Here is a 17,497-nt window from a genome sequence, read left to right on the forward strand (position 1 = left end):
GGCTTCGCCGCCCTTGACCCCGGGACCCGGACGGTCGGCCGGCGGCGCGCTTGTCGGCACGGGCTTCGCCCGCACCGCCCGCATGCGCGGGCGCCCCTGGTCGGGTACTGGGGCTGGTGGGGTCCCACCTGTCCCGTGCGTCCCATCGGAGCGCTGATTGGTCAAAACCAGCAGAAGATCGGCCCAGAGGCATGCTGATTTCGCCCAATCAGAACGTGTTCTACCCCGACATCCGGACCGGATGTGATCCGTGTGGCCGGGGGTGCGCCTGGGGCGGGGCGGCGGACCGAGCGCAGCGAGGGCTGTCCGCCCCGACCGCCGCCTGAAGCCGATCGCGCGAGGCTCGGCGTCAAGGACGCCGAAGGCGCCGCGAAGCGGGCGAAGCTCCTTGACGCCGAGGCGCGATCGGCTACGCGGCGCACCCACGAGTCGGGCCCGGCAGTCGCGCCAACCCGATCAGGAGAGCCTGTCGAGCGCCTTCGCGGCAGCATCACGAGCGCGCGTGGCCTCCCGGACCGCGGCCTGAGCCTCGCTGCGTGCGTCCTCGGCGTCGGCCAGCTCGTCGTCGGCGTCCTCGGCGGACGACTCGAGCCTGGCCAGCTGCCGGCGGAGCTCGTCGATCTCGGCCTGGAGCTGCATGGTGCGGGCCTCGAGGGCCTCGACGGCGGCGGAGGTCTCGGCGAGCGCCTCGGTGGCGCGCGCGAGGTCGGCCTCGGTCTCGTCGAGGAGCTCCTGGGCGGCGGCCCGGGCCTTCTCGTCGGCGTCGGGGTCGGCGACGACGTGCAGGTCCGGGCGGCCGTCCGGCGCGGCCTCGTGGGCGGTGGCAGCGAAGCCGAGGGCCTCGGGCACGGCGACGGACGGGGTCGGGTCCTCCGCGGCGAGTCCGGTCGTGGCGAGGGCGCTGACGAGGAGGCCGCTGCGAACGGCGGCTGAGCAGTTCTCGTCGACCATGGCGGCCGTGAGGGTCAGCTCGACCTGGTCGGCGACGGCCTGGGTCACCTTCATGCCCAGGCTCGCCGCCACGCCCCGCGCCTGGGTCGTGACAGCGGCCGTCAGCTGGCGGCGCTGGCGGGTGAGTGCGCGCAGGTCGTCGCCGGACATGGCGGCCTGCGCCTCGCGGAGGGCGGCGCCCATCGCGAGCACCTGTTCGACCTGCTCGGTCTCGTGGCGCACCAGCACGTTGACCACCCACGCCGCCGTCGACGGCTTCTTCAGGGCCTTGACGGCCTGGGACAGGGCGGCGTCCTCGCCCTTGAGTGCCTTGGCCCGGGCGTCCCGGGCGGGCGTGAACTCGGCGAGGCCGAGGCCGTAGAGCTCGTCGGCCACGGCGAGCAGCGACTCGGTCATGGCCGACCCGCTTCGACCCAGGCCCGGTGCGCGACGAGGCAGCGCTCCCACAGCGCCTGCAGGTCGTCCTCGGCGACGTCGTCGAGCGACAGCCCGAGCTCGTCGGTCAGCGCGGCCCGCCACGCGTCGTACGTCTCGAGCGTGGTCTGCGTCGTGCCGGTCGCCTCGACACGCGACCGCACGCAACCGCGTACGACGTCCACGCCGGTCGCTTCGCGGCGCTGGACGACCAGGAGCTGGGCGAAGTGGCCGTCGGGCGGGCTCGACAGCTCGGCGTGCGAGGCGAGCACCGCGGCCGGCTCGGTCGAGAGGGTGCTGACCTCGATGCCGGTGAACGAGCCGGCCGTGTCGTGGCGGAAGGACCAGCCGTCGGGCGTGACGTCGCTGACGGTGTAGCGGAAGCCGGACTGGACGTGCTCGCCCTCGACGACCGGCAACGGCTCGAGGAACGCGTCGCCCAGCCCCACGTCGACCCACCAGCGGCCGTCCGGGTTGGCGTCGGTCGGCAGCCCGGTGACCAGCAGCACGAGGTGGTTGAGCGACCCGGCGAAGCGCTGCGACTCGTCGGTCCAGACGTGGCCGTGGCGACGTTCGACGGCGTACCCGAGGTCGCGCAGCACCACCTCGAGCGCGCCGTTCTGGTGGAAGCAGTAGCCCGCGCGGCCGTGCTCGACCACCCGCGCGAGGCAGTCCTGCGGGTCCACCGAGGGCGGCCGCCCGAGCATGATCGCGAGGTTCTCGTAGGGCACGTGCGCCAGGTGGTGGCGGTGGATCAGCCGCAGCGACCCGAGGGTCGGCGGCAGGGCCCGGTCGAGCCCGATCCGGTGGAGGTACGCCGCGGTGCCGGTCACCGGCCGGGCTCCTCGTCGTCGTCGAGCCCCTGCTCGATCGCGTAGCGGGTCAGCTCGACCCGGTTGTGCATCTGCAGCTTGCGGAGGGTGTTCTGGACGTGATTCTGGACGGTGCGGTGCGAGATGACGAGGCGGTCGGCGATCGCCTGGGAGGACATCCCCTTCGCGACCATCTTGAGCACCTCGGTCTCGCGCTCGGTGAGCTCGGGCTTCGCCGGGTCCGCCGTGACGCCGGGGTCGCGGGGCTCGGCGCCGCCGACGAGCCGGCGGAACTCCCCCAGCACCAGACCGGCCAGGCCGGGCGTGAAGACCGTGTCGCCCTCGGCCACCCGGAGCACCGCGGCGATCAGCTCCTCGCGGGACGCCGACTTCACGAGGTAGCCGGTCGCGCCCGCCTTCACCGCCTCCAGCACGTCGGCCTGCTCGCCCGACGCCGACAGGATCAGCACCCGGGCGGACGGGTCCTGACGGACGACCTCAGCGGTCACGGCCACGCCGTTGGGCTCGGGGATCTGCAGGTCCAGCACGACGACCTGTGGCCGCGCCGCGGGGAAGCGGGCCAGGGCCTCGCTGCCGTTGGCCGCGACCGCGACGACGTCGAAACCTGCGGCCTGCAGGTCGCGCTCGACCGCGTCCCGCCACATCGGGTGGTCGTCGACCACCATCACCCGGATCCCCGTCTCCATGCCCGCAGACCCTAGAGCAGGTCAGGACCGAGCCGCAGGTAGCGGCCGCGGCGGTGGCCGAGCGGCACGCCCTCCTCGTCGAGCTCGACGTGCTCGAGGGTGCAGGTGACGAGCGCGGACCAGCCGACGGTGGTCACCGACTCGAGGACGACCCCGGCCCACGCGGTCGCGTCGGCGAGCCGCGGACCCCAGGCGGTCTGCTCGAACGTGCCGGTGCGGAACGGCCCGCCCGGCGCGGGCGCGGTGCCGGCGAACGCCTCGGCGAGGTCGCGGTGCTCCCACGCCAACAGCTGGACGACGCCCCGGCCGGTCTCCCCCAGCCGGTCGACGAGGTCGGAGTCGGGGTCGAGCAGGGCCAGCACGCGGCCGGGCTCGCCCCCGGCCACCATGAGCGACGACACGGTCAGGCCGGCGCGCCCGGACCCGTCGCCGGCGGTCCAGAGGGTGACGGCGCCGCCGAGCCGCCCGCGGAGGCGGCGTACGGGATCGGGGTCGGGGTCGGCGAAGGGGTGGCCGGCGTGGATCGTCATGAGGTCTCCTGCACGGGGACGGCGAGCTCCCACTCGGTGCCGAACGAGCCGGTGCTCAGGGTGGCGGTGCCGCCGAGGTCGGCGACCCGCCCGCGGATCGACTCCACCACGCCGAGCCGACCCTCGCGCTCGGCGGCCTCGAGACGGCCGGCGGGGATGCCGGGGCCCTCGTCGCGCACGGACAGCTCCACCCGACCGGGCAGCGACTCGAGCAGGATCCAGGCCGGCGCGTCGGGGCCGACGTGGACGGCGACGTTGTCCAGGCAGGCCTGGGCCGTGGCCACCAGCTCGCCGACGGTCGCGGCCGGGAGCAGCACCGGCGACCCCGGACCGGCGACGCTGACGCGGGGTGAGGCGAGCCCGGCGAGCTCGGCGGCCAGGTCCAGGGTCGCGGGAGCGGCGGGCTCGGTGACGGCGTCCTGGCGCCGGATCAGGGTGCGCAGCGCGGACTCCTGCTCCCCCGCCAGCCGGCCGAGCTCGGCGGCCTCACCACCCAGCTCGGCACCGCGGCGCTGGACCAGGGCGAGCACCTGGAGCACGCCGTCGTGGACCGCGCGCGCCAGCCGGGCCCGCTCGGCGGCTGCTGCCGCGGCGCGCTCGGCGGTGTCGCGCTCCTCGGCCATCTGCACGAGCGAGGCGCTCAGGAAGCCGACGATCGGCCCGCCGATCATCAGCAGGAAGACGTTGCCGTAGGTGCCCTGGGTGAAGTGGGAGCGGACCGACAAGTCACAGGCCGAGAGCACCACCGCGGCCACCAGCCCGCCGCGCCAGCGCCAGTGCAACGCCCACGCCAGGAGCGGCCCCATCACCCAGAAGCCCGGGACGGTGGCCTGCATGTCCGGCCCCTTGATCACCGGCGACAGCAGGACGAGCAGGACGGCGACCGCCAGGTCGGCCACCAGCAGCGGGGCGGTGCGGCGGCGATGGGCGTCGTACAGCCAGAGGGCTGCGGTCGTCCACGCGACCATGAACGCCACGGTCGCCACACCGGCAGCCGGATGGTCGAAGTTGTCGGCGCGGTAGAGGTTGAGCGCGACCGCGTTGAGGAGCACGACCACGCGGAGCACCGCGAGGGCGCGGAAGAGCCGGTCCTCGACGACGGCGGCCGAGGTGGCAGCGGAGGGGACCCCGGTCAGGACGCCTTCTTCGCGTCGGCGGCCGCGGCCGCCTCCTTCTCCACGCGCTCCTTCTCGACCCGCTTGGACTCTTCCTTCGCGCGGGTGGCGTACATGTCGACGTACTCCTGGCCGGAGAGCCGCATGATCTCGTACATGATCTCGTCGGTGATCGAGCGGAGGATGTAGCGGTCGTTCTCCATGCCGTCGTAGCGGGAGAAGTCCAGGGGCTTGCCGAAGCGCACGACCGGGCGCGTGAACGAGCCGAACTTCTTGCCCGGGGGCGCCACGACGTCGGTGCCGACGACGGCGACCGGGATCACGGGGACCTTGGTCTCCAGGGCGAGCCGCGCGACGCCGGTCTTGCCGCGGTAGAGCTTGCCGTCGTGGGAGCGTGTGCCCTCGGGGTAGATCCCGAACAGGCCCCCGTCGGCCAGCACCCGCTTGGCCGACAGCAGCGCGCCGGCGGCGGCGTCCGCGCCGGACCGGTCGATCGGCACCTGGCCGGAGCCGGAGAAGAACGTCTTCTGCAGCCAGCCCTTGATGCCGGTGCCGGTGAAGTACTCCGCCTTCGCGACGAAGGTGACGCGGCGCGGCAGCGTGAGCGGCATGAACAGCCAGTCGGCGTACGAGAGATGGTTGCTCGCCAGGATCGCCGGGCCCTCGGCGGGGACGTGCTGGGCACCCTCCACCCGAGGCCGGAAGACCGCCCGCAGCAAGGGCCCGAGTGCCACCCACTTCAGGAACCAGTAGAACACCGAACGACCCTTCTGAAGACCCCTGTAGCGCGCTCGCCCACCTGTCGGCCGAAGCCTAGCGCGGACACCCGGGACAGACGGGCTCCGCTCGTGCACAATCTGCGCCATGACGGACGTGCACCCCCTGGCCCACCCGCTCTCGGTCGCCGCTCGTCCCGAGCTCACCGGAGGACGCCGCATCGGCGTGCTGCTGAGCCACGGCTTCACGGGCCAGCCGGCGTCGATGAAGCCCTGGGGCGAGTACCTCGCCGAGCAGGGGTACGCCGTGGAGGTGCCGCGGCTGCCCGGCCACGGCACCAGCTGGCAGGACGCCAACAAGACGACCTGGGCCGACTGGTACGGCGAGGTGTCGCGCACCTTCGACAAGCTGGTCGCCGAGAACGACGCCGTCGTCGCGTGCGGCCTGTCGATGGGCGGCGCCCTGGTGCTGCGGCTCGCCGCCGACCACCCCGACCGGCTCGCCGGTGTCGTCGTCGTCAACCCCGCCGTCGGCACCCGCCGCTTCGACGTCAAGCTGCTGCCCGTCCTCAAGCACCTCGTGCCGTCGTTCCCCGGCATCGCCAACGACATCAAGAAGCCCGGCGTCGAGGAGCACGGCTACGCCAAGACCCCGCTCCGCGCGGCACACTCGATGATGCAGGGCTTCGCCGCGCTCGTGCCGGACCTGCCGCGGATCACCGCGCCGCTCCTCTACTTCCGCTCCACGGTCGACCACGTCGTCGACGACCTCTCCCAGCCGCTGATCACCAGCAAGGTGTCCTCCCGAGAGATCACCGAGCGCAGCCTCGGCGAGAGCTACCACGTGGCCACGATCGACAACGACGCCCCGCAGATCTTCGAGGAGTCCGCGGCGTTCATCGCCAAGGTCACGGCCCCGTAGGCCCTGCGGGCGGCAGTGGTGGGGGTTGGCGCCACCACTTACGCTCATCAGGTGCAGCCCGACAGCGACGACGACGCCTGGCGCGCGATCGTCGAGAACTACGGCGACCGTCCCGAGATCGAGCGCGAGACCGCTCCCGTCGAGGAACCGGCCGCCGCGTGGTCGTCGTACGACGACGAGGACGAGGAGCAGGCTCCCGACGCCCGCGAGGACGAGGACCGCTTCGTGCCGCCTCCCCCGCCGCCGCTGCCGCGCACCACACCGGACCGCGTGGCCGCCTGGCTGGGGGTCTTCGCGTCGCCGGCCGTGCTGCTGGTCTCGATGGTCTTCGGCCTGCACCTGCCCGGCTTCATCAGCTTCCTGCTGGTCGGCGCGTTCGTCGGCGGCTTCCTCTACCTCGTGGCCCAGATGCCGCGTGGCCCACGGGACCCCTGGGACGACGGCTCGCGCCTCTGACTGGCTAAGGTGCGGGGCGTGAGTGAGAGCGAGACCGTCGAGGTCACCGGCCACCTGATGGACAGCGGCATCCTGAGCCGCATCCTGGACGACATCCGGGAGTACGGCGGCGACTACGTCATCGACAAGTTCGTGGTCGGCCACGAGGCCGTCGACACGTCGAAGGCCACCATCACCGTGACCGCCGAGGACGACCCGTCGCTGCAGCGGCTGCTCATGCGCCTGCAGACGCGCGGGGTCAACCAGGTCGACCCCGGCCAGGCCGAGGTGGCCGTGTGCGACCTCGACGGCGTCTTCCCCGACGGCTTCTACTCCACCACCAACCTCGCGACCAAGGTCCGCCTCGGCGGCCGGTGGGTCGACGTGGCCAACCCCGAGATGGACTGCGGACTCGTCGTCGAGCACGACGAGGCCGGCGAGATCACGCGGGTGATCACGCTGCCGATGAGCGACGTACGCGTCGGGATGTCGGTGGTGACCGGCGCCTCCGGCATCCGGGTCCAGGTCCCGATCGTCGACAAGAGCTCCGAGTCGTTCGGCTTCATGGAGTCCGACGTGTCCTCGGAGAAGCCGCAGGCGGTGCTGGTGCGCCAGGTCGCCGAGGGCATGCGCGAGGCCAAGGCGGCCGGCAAGAAGGTGCTGTGGGTGGGCGGACCGGGCGTGGTCCACACCGGTGCGGCGCCCGCGATGGTCGCCATGGTCGACGCCGGCTTCGTCGACGTCCTCTTCGCCGGCAACGCGCTGGCCACCCACGACATCGAGTCGTCGCTCTACGGCACCTCGCTGGGCGTCGACCTCGCGCAGGGCCGTGGCGTCGAGCACGGCCACGAGCACCACATCCGCGCGCTCAACACGATCCGCAAGCAGGGCTCAATCCGCAACGCCGTCGACAACGGCGTGCTGACCGGCGGCATCATGCACGCGCTCGTCAAGCACGGGAAGGAGTTCGTCCTGGTCGGCTCCGTCCGCGACGACGGGCCCCTGCCCGACGTCTACACCGACGTCATCGAGGGCCAGCGCGCCATGCGCGCGGCGCTGCCCGACGTCGGCTTCTGCCTGATGGTGGCGACCATGCTCCACTCGGTGGCGACCGGCAACATCCTGCCCGCCTCGATCCCGCTGGTCTGCGTGGACATCAACCCCGCCACGGTGACCAAGCTCGCCGACCGCGGCTCCTCGCAGGCGCGCGGCATCGTCACCGACGTGGGTCTGTTCCTCGAGCAGCTCGCCATCGAGCTGGTCCCGGACTACCGCCGGGCCTGACCCACCTCACGGGCGAGGTCGGCCGCGCCGACCACGCCCGCCTCCGGACCCAGTGCGGCCCGCACCAGCGGGGGTACGACGCGCTGGCCGCCGCCGACCAGCGAGCGGACCAGGGCGCTGCGGGCGGGCTCGAGCAGCCGGTCGCCGGCCGCGGACACGCCGCCGCCCACCACGACGCAGTCGGGGTCGAACGCCGCGACCAGGTTGGCGACCCCGACGCCCAGCCACTCGCCCACGGAGCCGAACGCCTGGCGGGCGACCAGGTCGCCCGCCTCGGCGGCCTCGGTCACCATCGGACCCACCAGCAGGTCGGGGTTGCCCTGGCAGAGCTCCTCGAGCACCGTCGGCTCGTGGCCGATCCGGGCCCGGGCGAAGCGGACGAGGGCGTTGCCGCTGGAGTACTGCTCCCAGCAGCCGCGGTTGCCGCACTCGCACGGCTGGCCGTCGGGCACGACCTGCATGTGGCCGAACTCCCCCGCCATGCCGTTGCGGCCGCGGTGCACCCGGCCGCCCAGCACGAGGGCGCCACCGATGCCGGTGCCGAGCGTGATCATGACGACGTCGCTGGCGCCGCGCCCGGCGCCGTACGTCACCTCGGCGAGTGCGGCGCAGTTGGCGTCGTTGTTGAGGGCGACGGTGGTCCCCCAACGCTCGGCCAGCCGGTCGCGGACGTGCTCTCCGCGCCAGGGCAGGTGCGGGGCGAACATCACGCGCGCGCCCTCGGCATCGACGAAGCCGGCGGCGGCGATCCCGACGCCCTCGACGGTCTCCCCCGCCGCGACGTCCTCGACGGCGGCGGTCAGGGCGTCCTCGACGAGGGCGGCGTCGACCCGGCGACCGGGCGTGGAGCGGCGGGCGGTGCGCACGACCTCGCCGGAGGCGGACACGACGGCGGCGAGCACCTTCGTGCCGCCGACGTCGACCCCGATGAAGACACCCATGCGCGCCGCGTCAGCGCCGCGACAGGTCGGCGGCGCCGATCATGCCGGCCCGGTTGCCCAGGCGGGCCTTGCGGATCTCCAGGGCCGGGCGGTGGCCGCGACCGGTCAGCTGCGCGGAGAACGACGCCCGGATCGGATCCAGCAGCAGGTCCTCGGCCTCGCTGACCCCACCGCCGATGACGACCACGGCCGGGTCGAGGATCGCCGTCAGGGAGGCGATGCCCTCGCCGAGCCACTTCCCGAGGTGGGCGAGCTGCTCCACGGCGAACGCGTCGCCGCCCCGGGCCGCCTCGGTGATGAGCGGGCCGCTGATCCGGTCGACGTCGCCTCCGGCACGGTCCAGCAGGCCGCGGGCCAGCAGCGAGCCGCCCCGCGCGGCCGAGCGGGCCTCGCGGACCAGTGCCGAACCGGAGGCGTACTGCTCGAAGCAGCCGTGGTTGCCGCAGCCGCAGAGGATGCCGTCGGGCACCACCCGCATGTGACCGATCTCGGCGCCGACGCCGAACGCACCGCGGTAGAGCGCACCGTCGAGCACCACGCCGCCGCCGACCCCGGTGCCGACCGTGACGAGCAGGAGGTCGTCGACGTCGTGCCCGGCGCCGTAGGTGAACTCGCCCCACGCGGCCGCGTTGGCGTCGTTCTCGACCACGACGGGCAGCTTGACCCGCGCCTCGAGCTCGGACTTGAGGTCGACGTTGCGCCAGGCGATGTTGGGGGCGAACATCACGACCGCCCGCGCCTTGTCGATGTAGCCGGCCGCACCGACCCCGACCGTCGCGATCTCGTGCCGCGAGCCGAGCTCGGCGACCAGGCCGGCGATGGCCTCCTCGATCGCCTCGGAGTCCGTCGCCGGGCTCTCGACGCGGAGCTCCTCCAGAACGGTGCCGTCCTCGTCGACCACGCCACCGGCGATCTTCGTGCCGCCGACGTCCACGCCACAGGCGAGCGTCATGAGTCATCCCCTTCGGGCTCGTCGTCCAGGTCGATCCGCTCCACCCCGGTGCCGCGCCCGGAGGTCCGGGCATCGTCGGGCACCGCGGTCGCCAGCGCACCGATCGCGGCCTGCAGCAGCGAGGAGGCGGCGGTCGCCAGGTGGGCGCGCACCTCAGGGCTGGCCTGGCGTACGACCTGCACGGTGCGGCAGATCGGGCAGTAGGTGCACTCGGCCGAGCCGGTGGCGAGGTGCTCGTTGACCTCACGCGCCGCCGAGGCCGCGTGGTCGGCCAGGCCGGAGAGGCCGTGTCCGAGGTCGGAGCCCTGGTCGCGGGCCCAGTCGGAGAGGGCTCCGAAGAGCTTCGCGGCCTCGTCGGAGACGCTGCCGACCGCGTCGTCACCGTCGGGCGGTTGCGTCACGTCAGTGCCTCCTCGGCTCGCTCGTTCTCCTGGAACCTCACGCGCAGCTCGCCCTCGTCGACGCGCGCGCCGGCGACCCGGTGCCGCGCCAGCCCGGCGGGCAGCGTGAGGAGACGACGATACGACCCCACGGTCACGACGAGCTCGTCGCCGTTCCGCGCGAGATCGACCTCGGCCCGCGAGACGAACGGCAGGGACAGGTGCAGCAGCGCGCCCGACGTCGTCCGGGTGACGCGGAAGGGGCCCTCCCCACGCGGCGGTGCCAGCGGGTCGTCCTCGCCGTACACCTCGGTCGCGAGCGCGGCCAGCGCCTCGACCCCGACCGGTTCACCGGGGCGGTAGACCGAGCGCCAGACGGGCAGCCCGGCGAAGGACTGCTCGACCTGGGCGAGCACGTCGTCCTGGGCCATCACCCAGCCGGCGCGCCAGTCGTCGGCGCCGTCGGCCGGGAAGACGCGGTTGGCCACCACGCCGTCGACGCGGTAGCCGTAGAGCGACAGCGTCGTGTAGGAGCGCCGGGCCTCGGCGAGCACGACGTTCTCCGGCGTCATCACGAGCCGGACGCTGGCGTTCGGGCCGGACAACAGGGAGCGGACCTCGTCGAGCTCGGCGTGCAGCCGCTCGACCGCGTCGAAGACCCCGTCCCCGGGCATCGGGACGCCGGTCGCCTTCTGGAGCACGGGCTTGAGCGCCTTGACGACGCGGCGCTCAACGGGGAGCACACGCTGCATGTACCAGCCCAGCGCCTCGGGCAGCGCGAGGAGCCGCAGGGTCTCGGCCGTCGGGGCACAGTCGACGACGATCACGTCCCACTCGTCGGAGAGCGCGTGCAGCCGCAGCTCGAGGAGCGCGAGCACCTCCTCGGCGCCCGGGATGACCGTCAGCTCCTCGGCCGCCACCGGGTCGACACCGGCCACGTCGAGCACGCTGAGGAGGTAGTGCTGGATCTCGGCCCAGGACTGCTCGAAGCGCAGCTGGGCGTCGACCTGCTGGACGAAGAGGTTGTCGGCCACGGGGGTCGGGTCCGAGCCGACGGCGTGGCCGAACGCGTCGGCCAGCGAGTGGGCGGCGTCGGTCGAGAGGACCAAGGTGCGGTGCCCACGGGCGGCGGCGAGCGCCGCCGTACCGGCCGCGACGGTGGACTTGCCCACCCCGCCCTTGCCGGTGAACAGGAGGATGCGCACGGTCTTCTGGGGTCGGTCGGCGCTCAGCCGAGCGACTCGACGCGCTTCTTCAGGCCCTTGAGCGCGGTGTCGATGAGGATCTTCTCGCCCTTGCGCTTGAGCATGCCGATCAGCGGGATCGAGACGTCGAGGGCGAGGCGGTAGGTGACCTCGGTGGAGCCGTTGCCGAGGTCGCGCAGGACGTAGGCGCCGTCGAGGGCGCGCAGCATCTTGCCCTCGACCAGGGTCCAGGTGACCTGGCGGTCGGCGTCCCACGTGTAGGCGAGGGTGTACTCGTCCTTGATCGGCGACACGTCGAGGGCGAAGAAGACCTGCTCGGCACGGCCGTCGGCGGCCGAGGACCGCACGTCGGCGGTCGTGACGCCCTTGGCCCACTGCGGGTAGGCGGCGAAGTCGGCGATCACGGCCATGATCGCGTCCGGAGCGGCGTCGATGACGATCGAGCTCGTCGTCTGCTCGGCCATGTGAGCCCCCTCGGTGCAGTGGACGGGATGGAGACGGGGTGGAGGAGTTGCCTCCGGCCGGGAGCGTACCGGATGACCGGGGCCCCGCCGGCAGCGGTAACCTGCCCCGGAATCCCCACACCGGCGCGCCCCCAGGAGGCAACGTGCGTGAGTTCTCCACGCCCCTGACGATCGAGGTGCCGGCCACCGGCAACCTCACCGACGACGTGGTGACCAACGCCCGGGAAGCTGCCGACACCGTCGTGTTCAGCCGCCACCGCGCGGGCGCGTGGGAGGACGTCACCGCGGCCACCTTCCTCGCCGAGGTGAGTGCCGTCGCCAAGGGGCTGATGGCCGCCGGCATCGAGGCGGGCGACCGGGTCGCGCTGATCTCCAAGACGCGTTACGAGTGGACGCTGCTCGACTACGCCATCTGGTTCGCCGGGGCGGTGACCGTGCCGGTCTACGAGACCTCCTCGGCCGAGCAGATCGCCTGGATCCTGCGCGACTCCGGCGCCCGTGCCGTCGTCACCGAGGGGCCCGACCACACCGCCCGCGTCACCGAGGCGCGCGGCGACCTCGACCAGCTCAACCACGTCTGGTCCATCACCGACAACGCCGTCGAGGTGCTCGTCTCGCTGGGTGCCGACGTCGCCGACGAGGCGCTGGAGAAGCGTCGTACGACGACCACTCCCCTCGACCTCGCCACGCTGATCTACACCTCGGGCACCACCGGCCGGCCCAAGGGCTGCATGCTCACCCACGGCAACTTCATGTTCGAGCTCGGCGTCGCGGTCGACGAGCTCGAGCGACTGTTCGCGACCGAGGGCGCCTCGACGCTGCTCTTCCTGCCGCTGGCCCACGTCTTCGCGCGGATCATCCAGGTCGGTTGCGTGAAGTCGCGCACCCGCCTGGGCCACTCCTCCGACATCAAGAACCTCGTCGCCGACCTCGGCGACTTCAAGCCGACGTTCGTCCTCGCGGTGCCGCGCGTCTTTGAGAAGGTGTTCAACACCGCCTCCCAGAAGGCGACCGCCGACGGCAAGGGCAAGATCTTCGACCGCGCCGCGGAGACGGCGATCGCCTACAGCCGGGGTCTGGACAGGGGGCGGCCGTCGATCGCCGTCCGCGCCCAGCACGCGCTGTTCTCCCGGCTCGTCTACGGCAAGCTGCGCGAGGCGCTCGGCGGCAACTGCCTCTACGCCGTGTCCGGCGGCGCCCCGCTCGGCGACCGCCTGGGCCACTTCTACCGGGGCATCGGCCTGACCGTGCTCGAGGGCTACGGCCTGACCGAGACCACGGCGGCGCTGACGGTGAACCTGCCCGACGCCACCAAGATCGGGACCGTCGGACGGCCGATCCCCGGCACCGCCGTACGCGTGGCCGACGACGGCGAGCTGCTGTTCCGCGGTGGCCAGGTCTTCGCCGGCTACTGGGAGAACGAGGAGGCCACCGCCGAGGCGCTCGAGCGCGACGGGTGGTTCCACACCGGTGACGTGGGCGAGGTCGACGACGAGGGCTTCGTCCGGATCACCGGGCGCAAGAAGGAGATCATCGTCACCGCCGGAGGCAAGAACGTCGCGCCGGCGGTGCTCGAGGACCGGCTGCGTGCCCATGCGCTCGTCGACCAGTGCATGGTCGTCGGTGACGGGCAGCCCTTCATCGCCGCGCTGGTGACGATCGACGCCGAGTCGTTCCCCGCGTGGGCCGAGGCCCACGGCAAGAGCGGCAGCATCGCCGACCTGGTCGACGACCCGGACCTGCGCAGCGAGATCGAAGGTGCGGTCGAGGAGGCCAACAAGGCCGTGTCGAAGGCCGAGGCGATCCGCAAGTTCACGATCCTCCCCGACAGCTGGACCGAGGAGGGCGGGCAGCTCACCCCCAGCCTGAAGCTCAAGCGCAACGTGGTGATGCGCGAGTTCCGCGACGAGGTGGCGGCGCTCTACCCGTCGTGATCGGTGCCAATCTCGCCCGTTGGGGGGATTTCCCCCATCTTGGTCTGGACGACACTCGATCGAAAGTGCTGGGAATCCTCCCTCCCAGCGGCGGAAGTCTCCTAGAGTGACGCGTGGTGCACCGTCGGGGAGGGCGGGGCGCCCGAGGGATTGACTGACCGGACCGGCAGATGGGGTGCCTGGCGGTCCTAGGCATTTCGGAAAGGTGCCGTCCATGGACCGACGCAGGATCCTCCTCGTGGCCGCCGCGGTCGTGGCCACACTGGGCACGCTCCTGGTCTTCCTCTACGTCCGGGGAGCCGACGCCCGCGCCGCCGAGCAGTACGACACCGTCGACGTGCTCCGCGCCGTCGCCGTGATCTCCCCCGGCGAGACCATCGAGGCGGCCTCGGCCGGCGGCAAGCTGGCGCTCCAGCCGGTCCCCAAGGACCAGCTCCTCGGCGGCTACCAGACCAGCACCGAGAGCCTCACCGGCCTCGTGGCGCTCACGGCGATCTACCCCGGTGAGCAGATCATCGCCAGCAAGTTCGGCGGCCAGGCGGAGGCGGCCTCACCGCTGCAGATCCCCAAGGGCGAGATGGCGATCTCGGTCAACCTCACCGACCCGGCCCGCGTGGCCGGCTTCGTCAACCCCGGCTCGCAGGTCTCGGTGTTCCTCAACGGCTCCGATGCCACCAGCGGCCAGGCCTTCACCCGCATGCTGCTCCCCCGCGTCACCGTGCTGGGCGTCGGATCGACCACACCGGTGTCGACGACCACCACCGACCAGACGGGTGCGCAGACCACCGAGCAGCTGCCCCGCACGCTCCTCACCCTCGCCCTCGACCAGCAGGACGCCCAGAAGGTCCTCTTCGCCTCCGGCAACGGCGAGCTGGCCTTCGCACTGCTCACGACCGACAGCGCCGTGAAGCCGGGTCCCGGCGTCACGGCGCTGAACCTGTTCAGGTAGGCCGGGATGCCTGTCGTTGCAGACGCTGACCCCGCGACCCTGACGTCGCTGCTGGGAGCCATGCCCACCGGCTCCCACGCGGTCGACTCGACCGAACGGCTGATGGCCTGGCTGGGGCAGCACACCGGCGAGTACGTCGTCGTCCTCGGCCCGCACCTCGACTTCGACGAGGCCCTCGTCGCCTGCGAGTCGTTGCGGGTCGCGCGCCCCACGATCAGCGTGGTGCTGGTCCGCGAGGCCCTGGACACCCAGATGCTGACCCGGGCCATGAAGGCCGGCGCGCGGGACGTCGTACCCGCTGAGGACCTCGAGGCCGTCGCCGGCGCCGTCAACCGCGCCCACCAGCTGTACGTTGCCCTCCGCGGCCCGACGGGCGCGGCCCAGACCGGCAAGGTCGTCACCGTCTTCTCCCCCAAGGGCGGGGTCGGCAAGACCACCATGGCGGTCAACCTCGCCCTCGCGCTGTCCGACCGCGGCGCGCGCAAGGTGTGCCTGGTCGACCTCGACCTCGCGTTCGGCGACGTGGCGATCACCATGCAGCTGTTCCCCACGCACTCCATCGAGCACGCGATCGGGTCGGACGACTCGCTCGACGGGGACCAGCTCGCGGGGCTGCTCACCCGTCACCAGGGGTCGTTGATGGTGCTGGCCGCGCCGAGCCACCCCGACGTGCGCGACCGGGTCTCCCCCGCCCTGATCGCGCGGGTGCTGAAGCTGCTCAGGGAGAGCTTCGACTTCGTCGTGGTCGACACCGCCCCGGCCTTCGACGAGCAGACGCTCACGGCGCTGGACGAGACCGACGAGTGCGTCATCGTCGCCACCCTCGACGTGCCGACCCTGAAGAACGTCAAGGTCGCGCTCGAGACGATGGAGATGCTCAACATCGCCCGCGGCCACCGCCACCTCCTGCTCAACCGGGCCGACGACGCCGTCGGCATCGGGGCCGACAAGGTCGAGGCGATCCTCGGCATGCGGGTCGCCACACAGGTCGCCACCTCGATGGAGATCGCGGCCGCCACCAACGCCGGCAACCCGATCGTGGCCGGCAACCCCGACCACGCCTCGAGCGGCGCGATCCGGGCGCTGGCCACCGAGCTGGCCGGCGAGCCGGCCGCGCCGGGTGCCTTCCCATCCGCCCTGTCCCCGGGCGACGAGCCCGACCGGGGTGCCCGCCGCTTCCGGATCCGGAGATGACGCCATGAGCAGCCTGGCCGACCGGATGGCCGCCGCACGGCGCGCCAGCGAGGAAGCCCGCCTCGCGGCCGCCGCCGCAGAGGTCGGAGCCGACGAGCCGTTCGCCGACGACGCCCCCACGTCCGAAGCACCCCGGCACGCCGGGCCCTCCCTGGAGGCGGGTCCCGAGCGCAGCCCCGAAGCCAGCCCGGAGGCCAGCGCGACGGCCGCAGCCCAGGCTGCTGCGGCTGCTGCGGCTGCGACTGCTGCGAGCCGACCGAAGGTGGCGGCCAAGGAGCAGCCCAGCCTGGGCCAGCGCCGCAGCGCCGCCTCCCAGCAGGACCGCCTCGAGGAGCTCAAGGCCAACGTGCACGTCGAGCTGCTCAAGCAGCTCGGCCCGCACCTCTACGACGCCGACATGGACCAGAACGAGCTCGACCAGCGCGTCCGCGCGGTGCTCGGCGACGTCCTCTCCTCCCAGGACCGCCCGCTCAGCTCCAGCGACCGCGCCCGCGTCACCCAGGAGATCAGCGACGACATCCTGGGCTACGGCCCGATCGAGCCCTTCCTGCGCGACCCCGACGTCTCCGAGGTCATGGTCAACGGCCACGACAGCATCTGGCTGGAGAAGAGCGGCCGGCTCACGCACGCCGACGCCCACTTCGTCGACGAGGCCCACCTGCGGCGCACGATCGACAAGATCGTGTCCCGGATCGGCCGCCGCGTCGACGAGTCGAGCCCGATGGTCGACGCTCGTCTCCCCGACGGGAGCCGCGTCAACGCGGTCGTCCCGCCCCTCGCGGTCGACGGCTCCGCACTGACGATCCGCAAGTTCGCCACCGACCCCCTGACCGTGGCCGACCTCATCCGGTTCGGTTCGCTGAGCCCGCAGACCGCCGACTTCCTCGATGCCTGCGTGCGCGGCCGGCTCAACGTGATCGTGTCCGGGAGCACCGGCGCCGGCAAGACCACCACGCTCAACGTGCTGTCGTCGTTCATCCCCGACGACGAGCGGATCGTGACCATCGAGGACGCCGCCGAGCTCCAGCTCAAGCAGGAGCACGTCGTCCGGCTCGAGTCACGCCCCTCCAACATCGAGGGCAAGGGCGAGGTCAGCATCCGCGACCTCGTCAAGAACAGTCTGCGCATGCGTCCCGACCGGATCATCGTCGGTGAGGTCCGCGACGCCTCCGCCCTCGACATGCTCCAGGCCATGAACACCGGCCACGACGGCTCCATCTGCACACTGCACTCCAACGGGCCCCGCGACACGCTCTCCCGCATGGAGACGATGGTGCTGATGGCCGGCATGGACCTGCCGATCCGCGCGATCCGTGAACAGGTGGCCTCGGCGGTCGACCTGATCGTCCACCAGACCCGCTTCAAGGACGGCACCCGCCGGATCACGCACATCACGGAGGTGGAGCGGATGGAGGGCGACGTCATCACCCTCCAGGACATCTTCGTCTACGACCACTCGTTGGGCTTCGACAGCGAGGGCCGGGCCCTGGGGCGCCTGGCGGCCACCGGCCTGCGCCCGAAGTTCCTCGAGAAGATGGCCTACGCCAACGTGGTCGTGGACCCCCTGCTCTTCGTGCCGGGCGCCCACTGAC

Annotated in this window: 18 protein-coding genes; 7 read left to right on the forward strand and 11 right to left on the reverse strand. The window is 72.5% G+C overall.

What is annotated here, in order from left to right:
• Positions 1 to 456: 456 nt before the first annotated feature.
• The 6 genes from FB382_RS11245 to FB382_RS11270 are packed head-to-tail and all read right to left on the reverse strand — an operon-like array spanning position 457 to position 5,287.
• Entirely contained in the window at positions 457 to 1,347 is an 891-nt protein-coding gene (locus tag FB382_RS11245) for a hypothetical protein (RefSeq protein WP_182539183.1), read from the reverse strand.
• The gene (locus tag FB382_RS11250; RefSeq protein ID WP_182539185.1) at positions 1,344 to 2,198 is read right to left on the reverse strand and encodes an arylamine N-acetyltransferase; all 855 of its coding nucleotides are present in this window, start codon (positions 2,196 to 2,198) and stop codon (positions 1,344 to 1,346) included. Before FB382_RS11250 ends, FB382_RS11245 begins: the two co-directional genes overlap by 4 nt.
• Positions 2,195 to 2,884 carry a response regulator gene (locus FB382_RS11255; protein ID WP_220481325.1) on the reverse strand — a complete coding sequence of 230 codons (690 nt, stop codon included), beginning with the start codon at positions 2,882 to 2,884 and terminating at the stop codon, positions 2,195 to 2,197. Before FB382_RS11255 ends, FB382_RS11250 begins: the two co-directional genes overlap by 4 nt.
• Before the next feature lie 11 nt (positions 2,885 to 2,895).
• On the reverse strand, positions 2,896 to 3,414 hold the full coding sequence (locus tag FB382_RS11260) for a flavin reductase family protein (RefSeq protein ID WP_182539187.1): 519 nt from the start codon (positions 3,412 to 3,414) through the stop codon (positions 2,896 to 2,898).
• Positions 3,411 to 4,550 (reverse strand): MacS family sensor histidine kinase, encoded by a 1,140-nt coding sequence (gene macS, locus FB382_RS11265; protein ID WP_182541480.1) that lies wholly within the window; start codon positions 4,548 to 4,550, stop codon positions 3,411 to 3,413. Before macS ends, FB382_RS11260 begins: the two co-directional genes overlap by 4 nt.
• Entirely contained in the window at positions 4,547 to 5,287 is a 741-nt protein-coding gene (locus tag FB382_RS11270) for a 1-acyl-sn-glycerol-3-phosphate acyltransferase (RefSeq protein WP_182539189.1), read from the reverse strand. The genes macS and FB382_RS11270 overlap by 4 nt, the downstream gene beginning before the upstream one ends.
• Before the next feature lie 106 nt (positions 5,288 to 5,393).
• Here FB382_RS11270 and FB382_RS11275 point away from each other — a divergent pair, with 106 nt between their 5' ends.
• Genes FB382_RS11275 through FB382_RS11285 form a run of 3 tightly spaced genes read left to right on the forward strand, consistent with a single transcriptional unit; the run spans position 5,394 to position 7,886 of the window.
• On the forward strand, positions 5,394 to 6,167 hold the full coding sequence (locus FB382_RS11275; protein ID WP_125038667.1) for an alpha/beta hydrolase: 774 nt from the start codon (positions 5,394 to 5,396) through the stop codon (positions 6,165 to 6,167).
• 51 nt (positions 6,168 to 6,218) lie between these two features.
• Positions 6,219 to 6,623 (forward strand): hypothetical protein, encoded by a 405-nt coding sequence (locus tag FB382_RS11280; protein ID WP_182539191.1) that lies wholly within the window; start codon positions 6,219 to 6,221, stop codon positions 6,621 to 6,623.
• 18 nt (positions 6,624 to 6,641) lie between these two features.
• The gene (locus tag FB382_RS11285; RefSeq protein ID WP_182539193.1) at positions 6,642 to 7,886 is read left to right on the forward strand and encodes an ornithine cyclodeaminase, nickel-pincer nucleotide-dependent; all 1,245 of its coding nucleotides are present in this window, start codon (positions 6,642 to 6,644) and stop codon (positions 7,884 to 7,886) included.
• On the opposite strand, the gene FB382_RS11290 is transcribed toward FB382_RS11285, so the two are convergent.
• Genes FB382_RS11290 through FB382_RS11310 form a run of 5 tightly spaced genes read right to left on the reverse strand, consistent with a single transcriptional unit; the run spans position 7,871 to position 11,828 of the window.
• A complete protein-coding gene (locus FB382_RS11290) occupies positions 7,871 to 8,827 on the reverse strand; it encodes an ROK family protein (protein WP_182539195.1) in 957 nt (318 codons plus the stop codon). The genes FB382_RS11285 and FB382_RS11290 overlap by 16 nt on opposite strands.
• 10 nt (positions 8,828 to 8,837) lie before the next feature.
• Positions 8,838 to 9,779, reverse strand: a complete 942-nt coding sequence (locus FB382_RS11295; RefSeq protein ID WP_182539197.1) for an ROK family glucokinase — start codon at positions 9,777 to 9,779, stop codon at positions 8,838 to 8,840.
• Positions 9,776 to 10,180, reverse strand: coding sequence for a hypothetical protein (locus FB382_RS11300; protein ID WP_182539199.1), 405 nt, complete (start codon positions 10,178 to 10,180; stop codon positions 9,776 to 9,778). Before FB382_RS11300 ends, FB382_RS11295 begins: the two co-directional genes overlap by 4 nt.
• On the reverse strand, positions 10,177 to 11,364 hold the full coding sequence (locus FB382_RS11305; protein ID WP_182539201.1) for a TRC40/GET3/ArsA family transport-energizing ATPase: 1,188 nt from the start codon (positions 11,362 to 11,364) through the stop codon (positions 10,177 to 10,179). Before FB382_RS11305 ends, FB382_RS11300 begins: the two co-directional genes overlap by 4 nt.
• A 23-nt stretch (positions 11,365 to 11,387) precedes the next feature.
• The gene (locus tag FB382_RS11310) at positions 11,388 to 11,828 is read right to left on the reverse strand and encodes an SRPBCC family protein (RefSeq protein WP_125038674.1); all 441 of its coding nucleotides are present in this window, start codon (positions 11,826 to 11,828) and stop codon (positions 11,388 to 11,390) included.
• Positions 11,829 to 11,971: 143 nt separating this feature from the next.
• Between FB382_RS11310 and FB382_RS11315 the strand changes: the two genes are divergently transcribed.
• The 4 genes from FB382_RS11315 (at position 11,972) to FB382_RS11330 (ending at position 17,496) form a co-directional block, all read left to right on the forward strand.
• A complete protein-coding gene (locus FB382_RS11315) occupies positions 11,972 to 13,762 on the forward strand; it encodes an AMP-binding protein (protein ID WP_182539203.1) in 1,791 nt (596 codons plus the stop codon).
• A gap of 214 nt (positions 13,763 to 13,976) precedes the next feature.
• Positions 13,977 to 14,711, forward strand: a complete 735-nt coding sequence (gene cpaB, locus FB382_RS11320) for a Flp pilus assembly protein CpaB (protein ID WP_182539205.1) — start codon at positions 13,977 to 13,979, stop codon at positions 14,709 to 14,711.
• A gap of 6 nt (positions 14,712 to 14,717) precedes the next feature.
• The gene (locus FB382_RS11325; RefSeq protein WP_182539207.1) at positions 14,718 to 15,905 is read left to right on the forward strand and encodes a CpaE/TadZ family protein; all 1,188 of its coding nucleotides are present in this window, start codon (positions 14,718 to 14,720) and stop codon (positions 15,903 to 15,905) included.
• 4 nt (positions 15,906 to 15,909) lie between these two features.
• Positions 15,910 to 17,496: a TadA family conjugal transfer-associated ATPase gene (locus FB382_RS11330; protein WP_246377157.1), complete on the forward strand. Its 1,587-nt coding sequence runs from the start codon at positions 15,910 to 15,912 to the stop codon at positions 17,494 to 17,496.
• The last annotated feature ends 1 nt before the right edge of the window (position 17,497 follow it).

The sequence above is a fragment of the Nocardioides ginsengisegetis genome, from assembly GCF_014138045.1.
GTDB lineage: Bacteria > Actinomycetota > Actinomycetes > Propionibacteriales > Nocardioidaceae > Nocardioides > Nocardioides ginsengisegetis.

Bases quoted from the DNA above. Each gene is read 5' to 3' on its own strand.
- FB382_RS11245 (WP_182539183.1), bottom strand. From the start codon at position 1,347: ATGACCGAGTCGCTGCTCGCCGTGGCCGACGAGCTCTACGGCCTCGGC.
- FB382_RS11255 (WP_220481325.1), bottom strand. From the start codon at position 2,884: ATGGAGACGGGGATCCGGGTGATGGTGGTCGACGACCACCCGATGTGG.
- FB382_RS11260 (WP_182539187.1), bottom strand. From the start codon at position 3,414: ATGACGATCCACGCCGGCCACCCCTTCGCCGACCCCGACCCCGATCCC.
- FB382_RS11275 (WP_125038667.1), top strand. From the start codon at position 5,394: ATGACGGACGTGCACCCCCTGGCCCACCCGCTCTCGGTCGCCGCTCGT.
- FB382_RS11290 (WP_182539195.1), bottom strand. From the start codon at position 8,827: ATGGGTGTCTTCATCGGGGTCGACGTCGGCGGCACGAAGGTGCTCGCC.
- FB382_RS11295 (WP_182539197.1), bottom strand. From the start codon at position 9,779: ATGACGCTCGCCTGTGGCGTGGACGTCGGCGGCACGAAGATCGCCGGT.
- FB382_RS11310 (WP_125038674.1), bottom strand. From the start codon at position 11,828: ATGGCCGAGCAGACGACGAGCTCGATCGTCATCGACGCCGCTCCGGAC.
- cpaB (WP_182539205.1), top strand. From the start codon at position 13,977: ATGGACCGACGCAGGATCCTCCTCGTGGCCGCCGCGGTCGTGGCCACA.
- FB382_RS11325 (WP_182539207.1), top strand. From the start codon at position 14,718: ATGCCTGTCGTTGCAGACGCTGACCCCGCGACCCTGACGTCGCTGCTG.
- FB382_RS11330 (WP_246377157.1), top strand. From the start codon at position 15,910: ATGAGCAGCCTGGCCGACCGGATGGCCGCCGCACGGCGCGCCAGCGAG.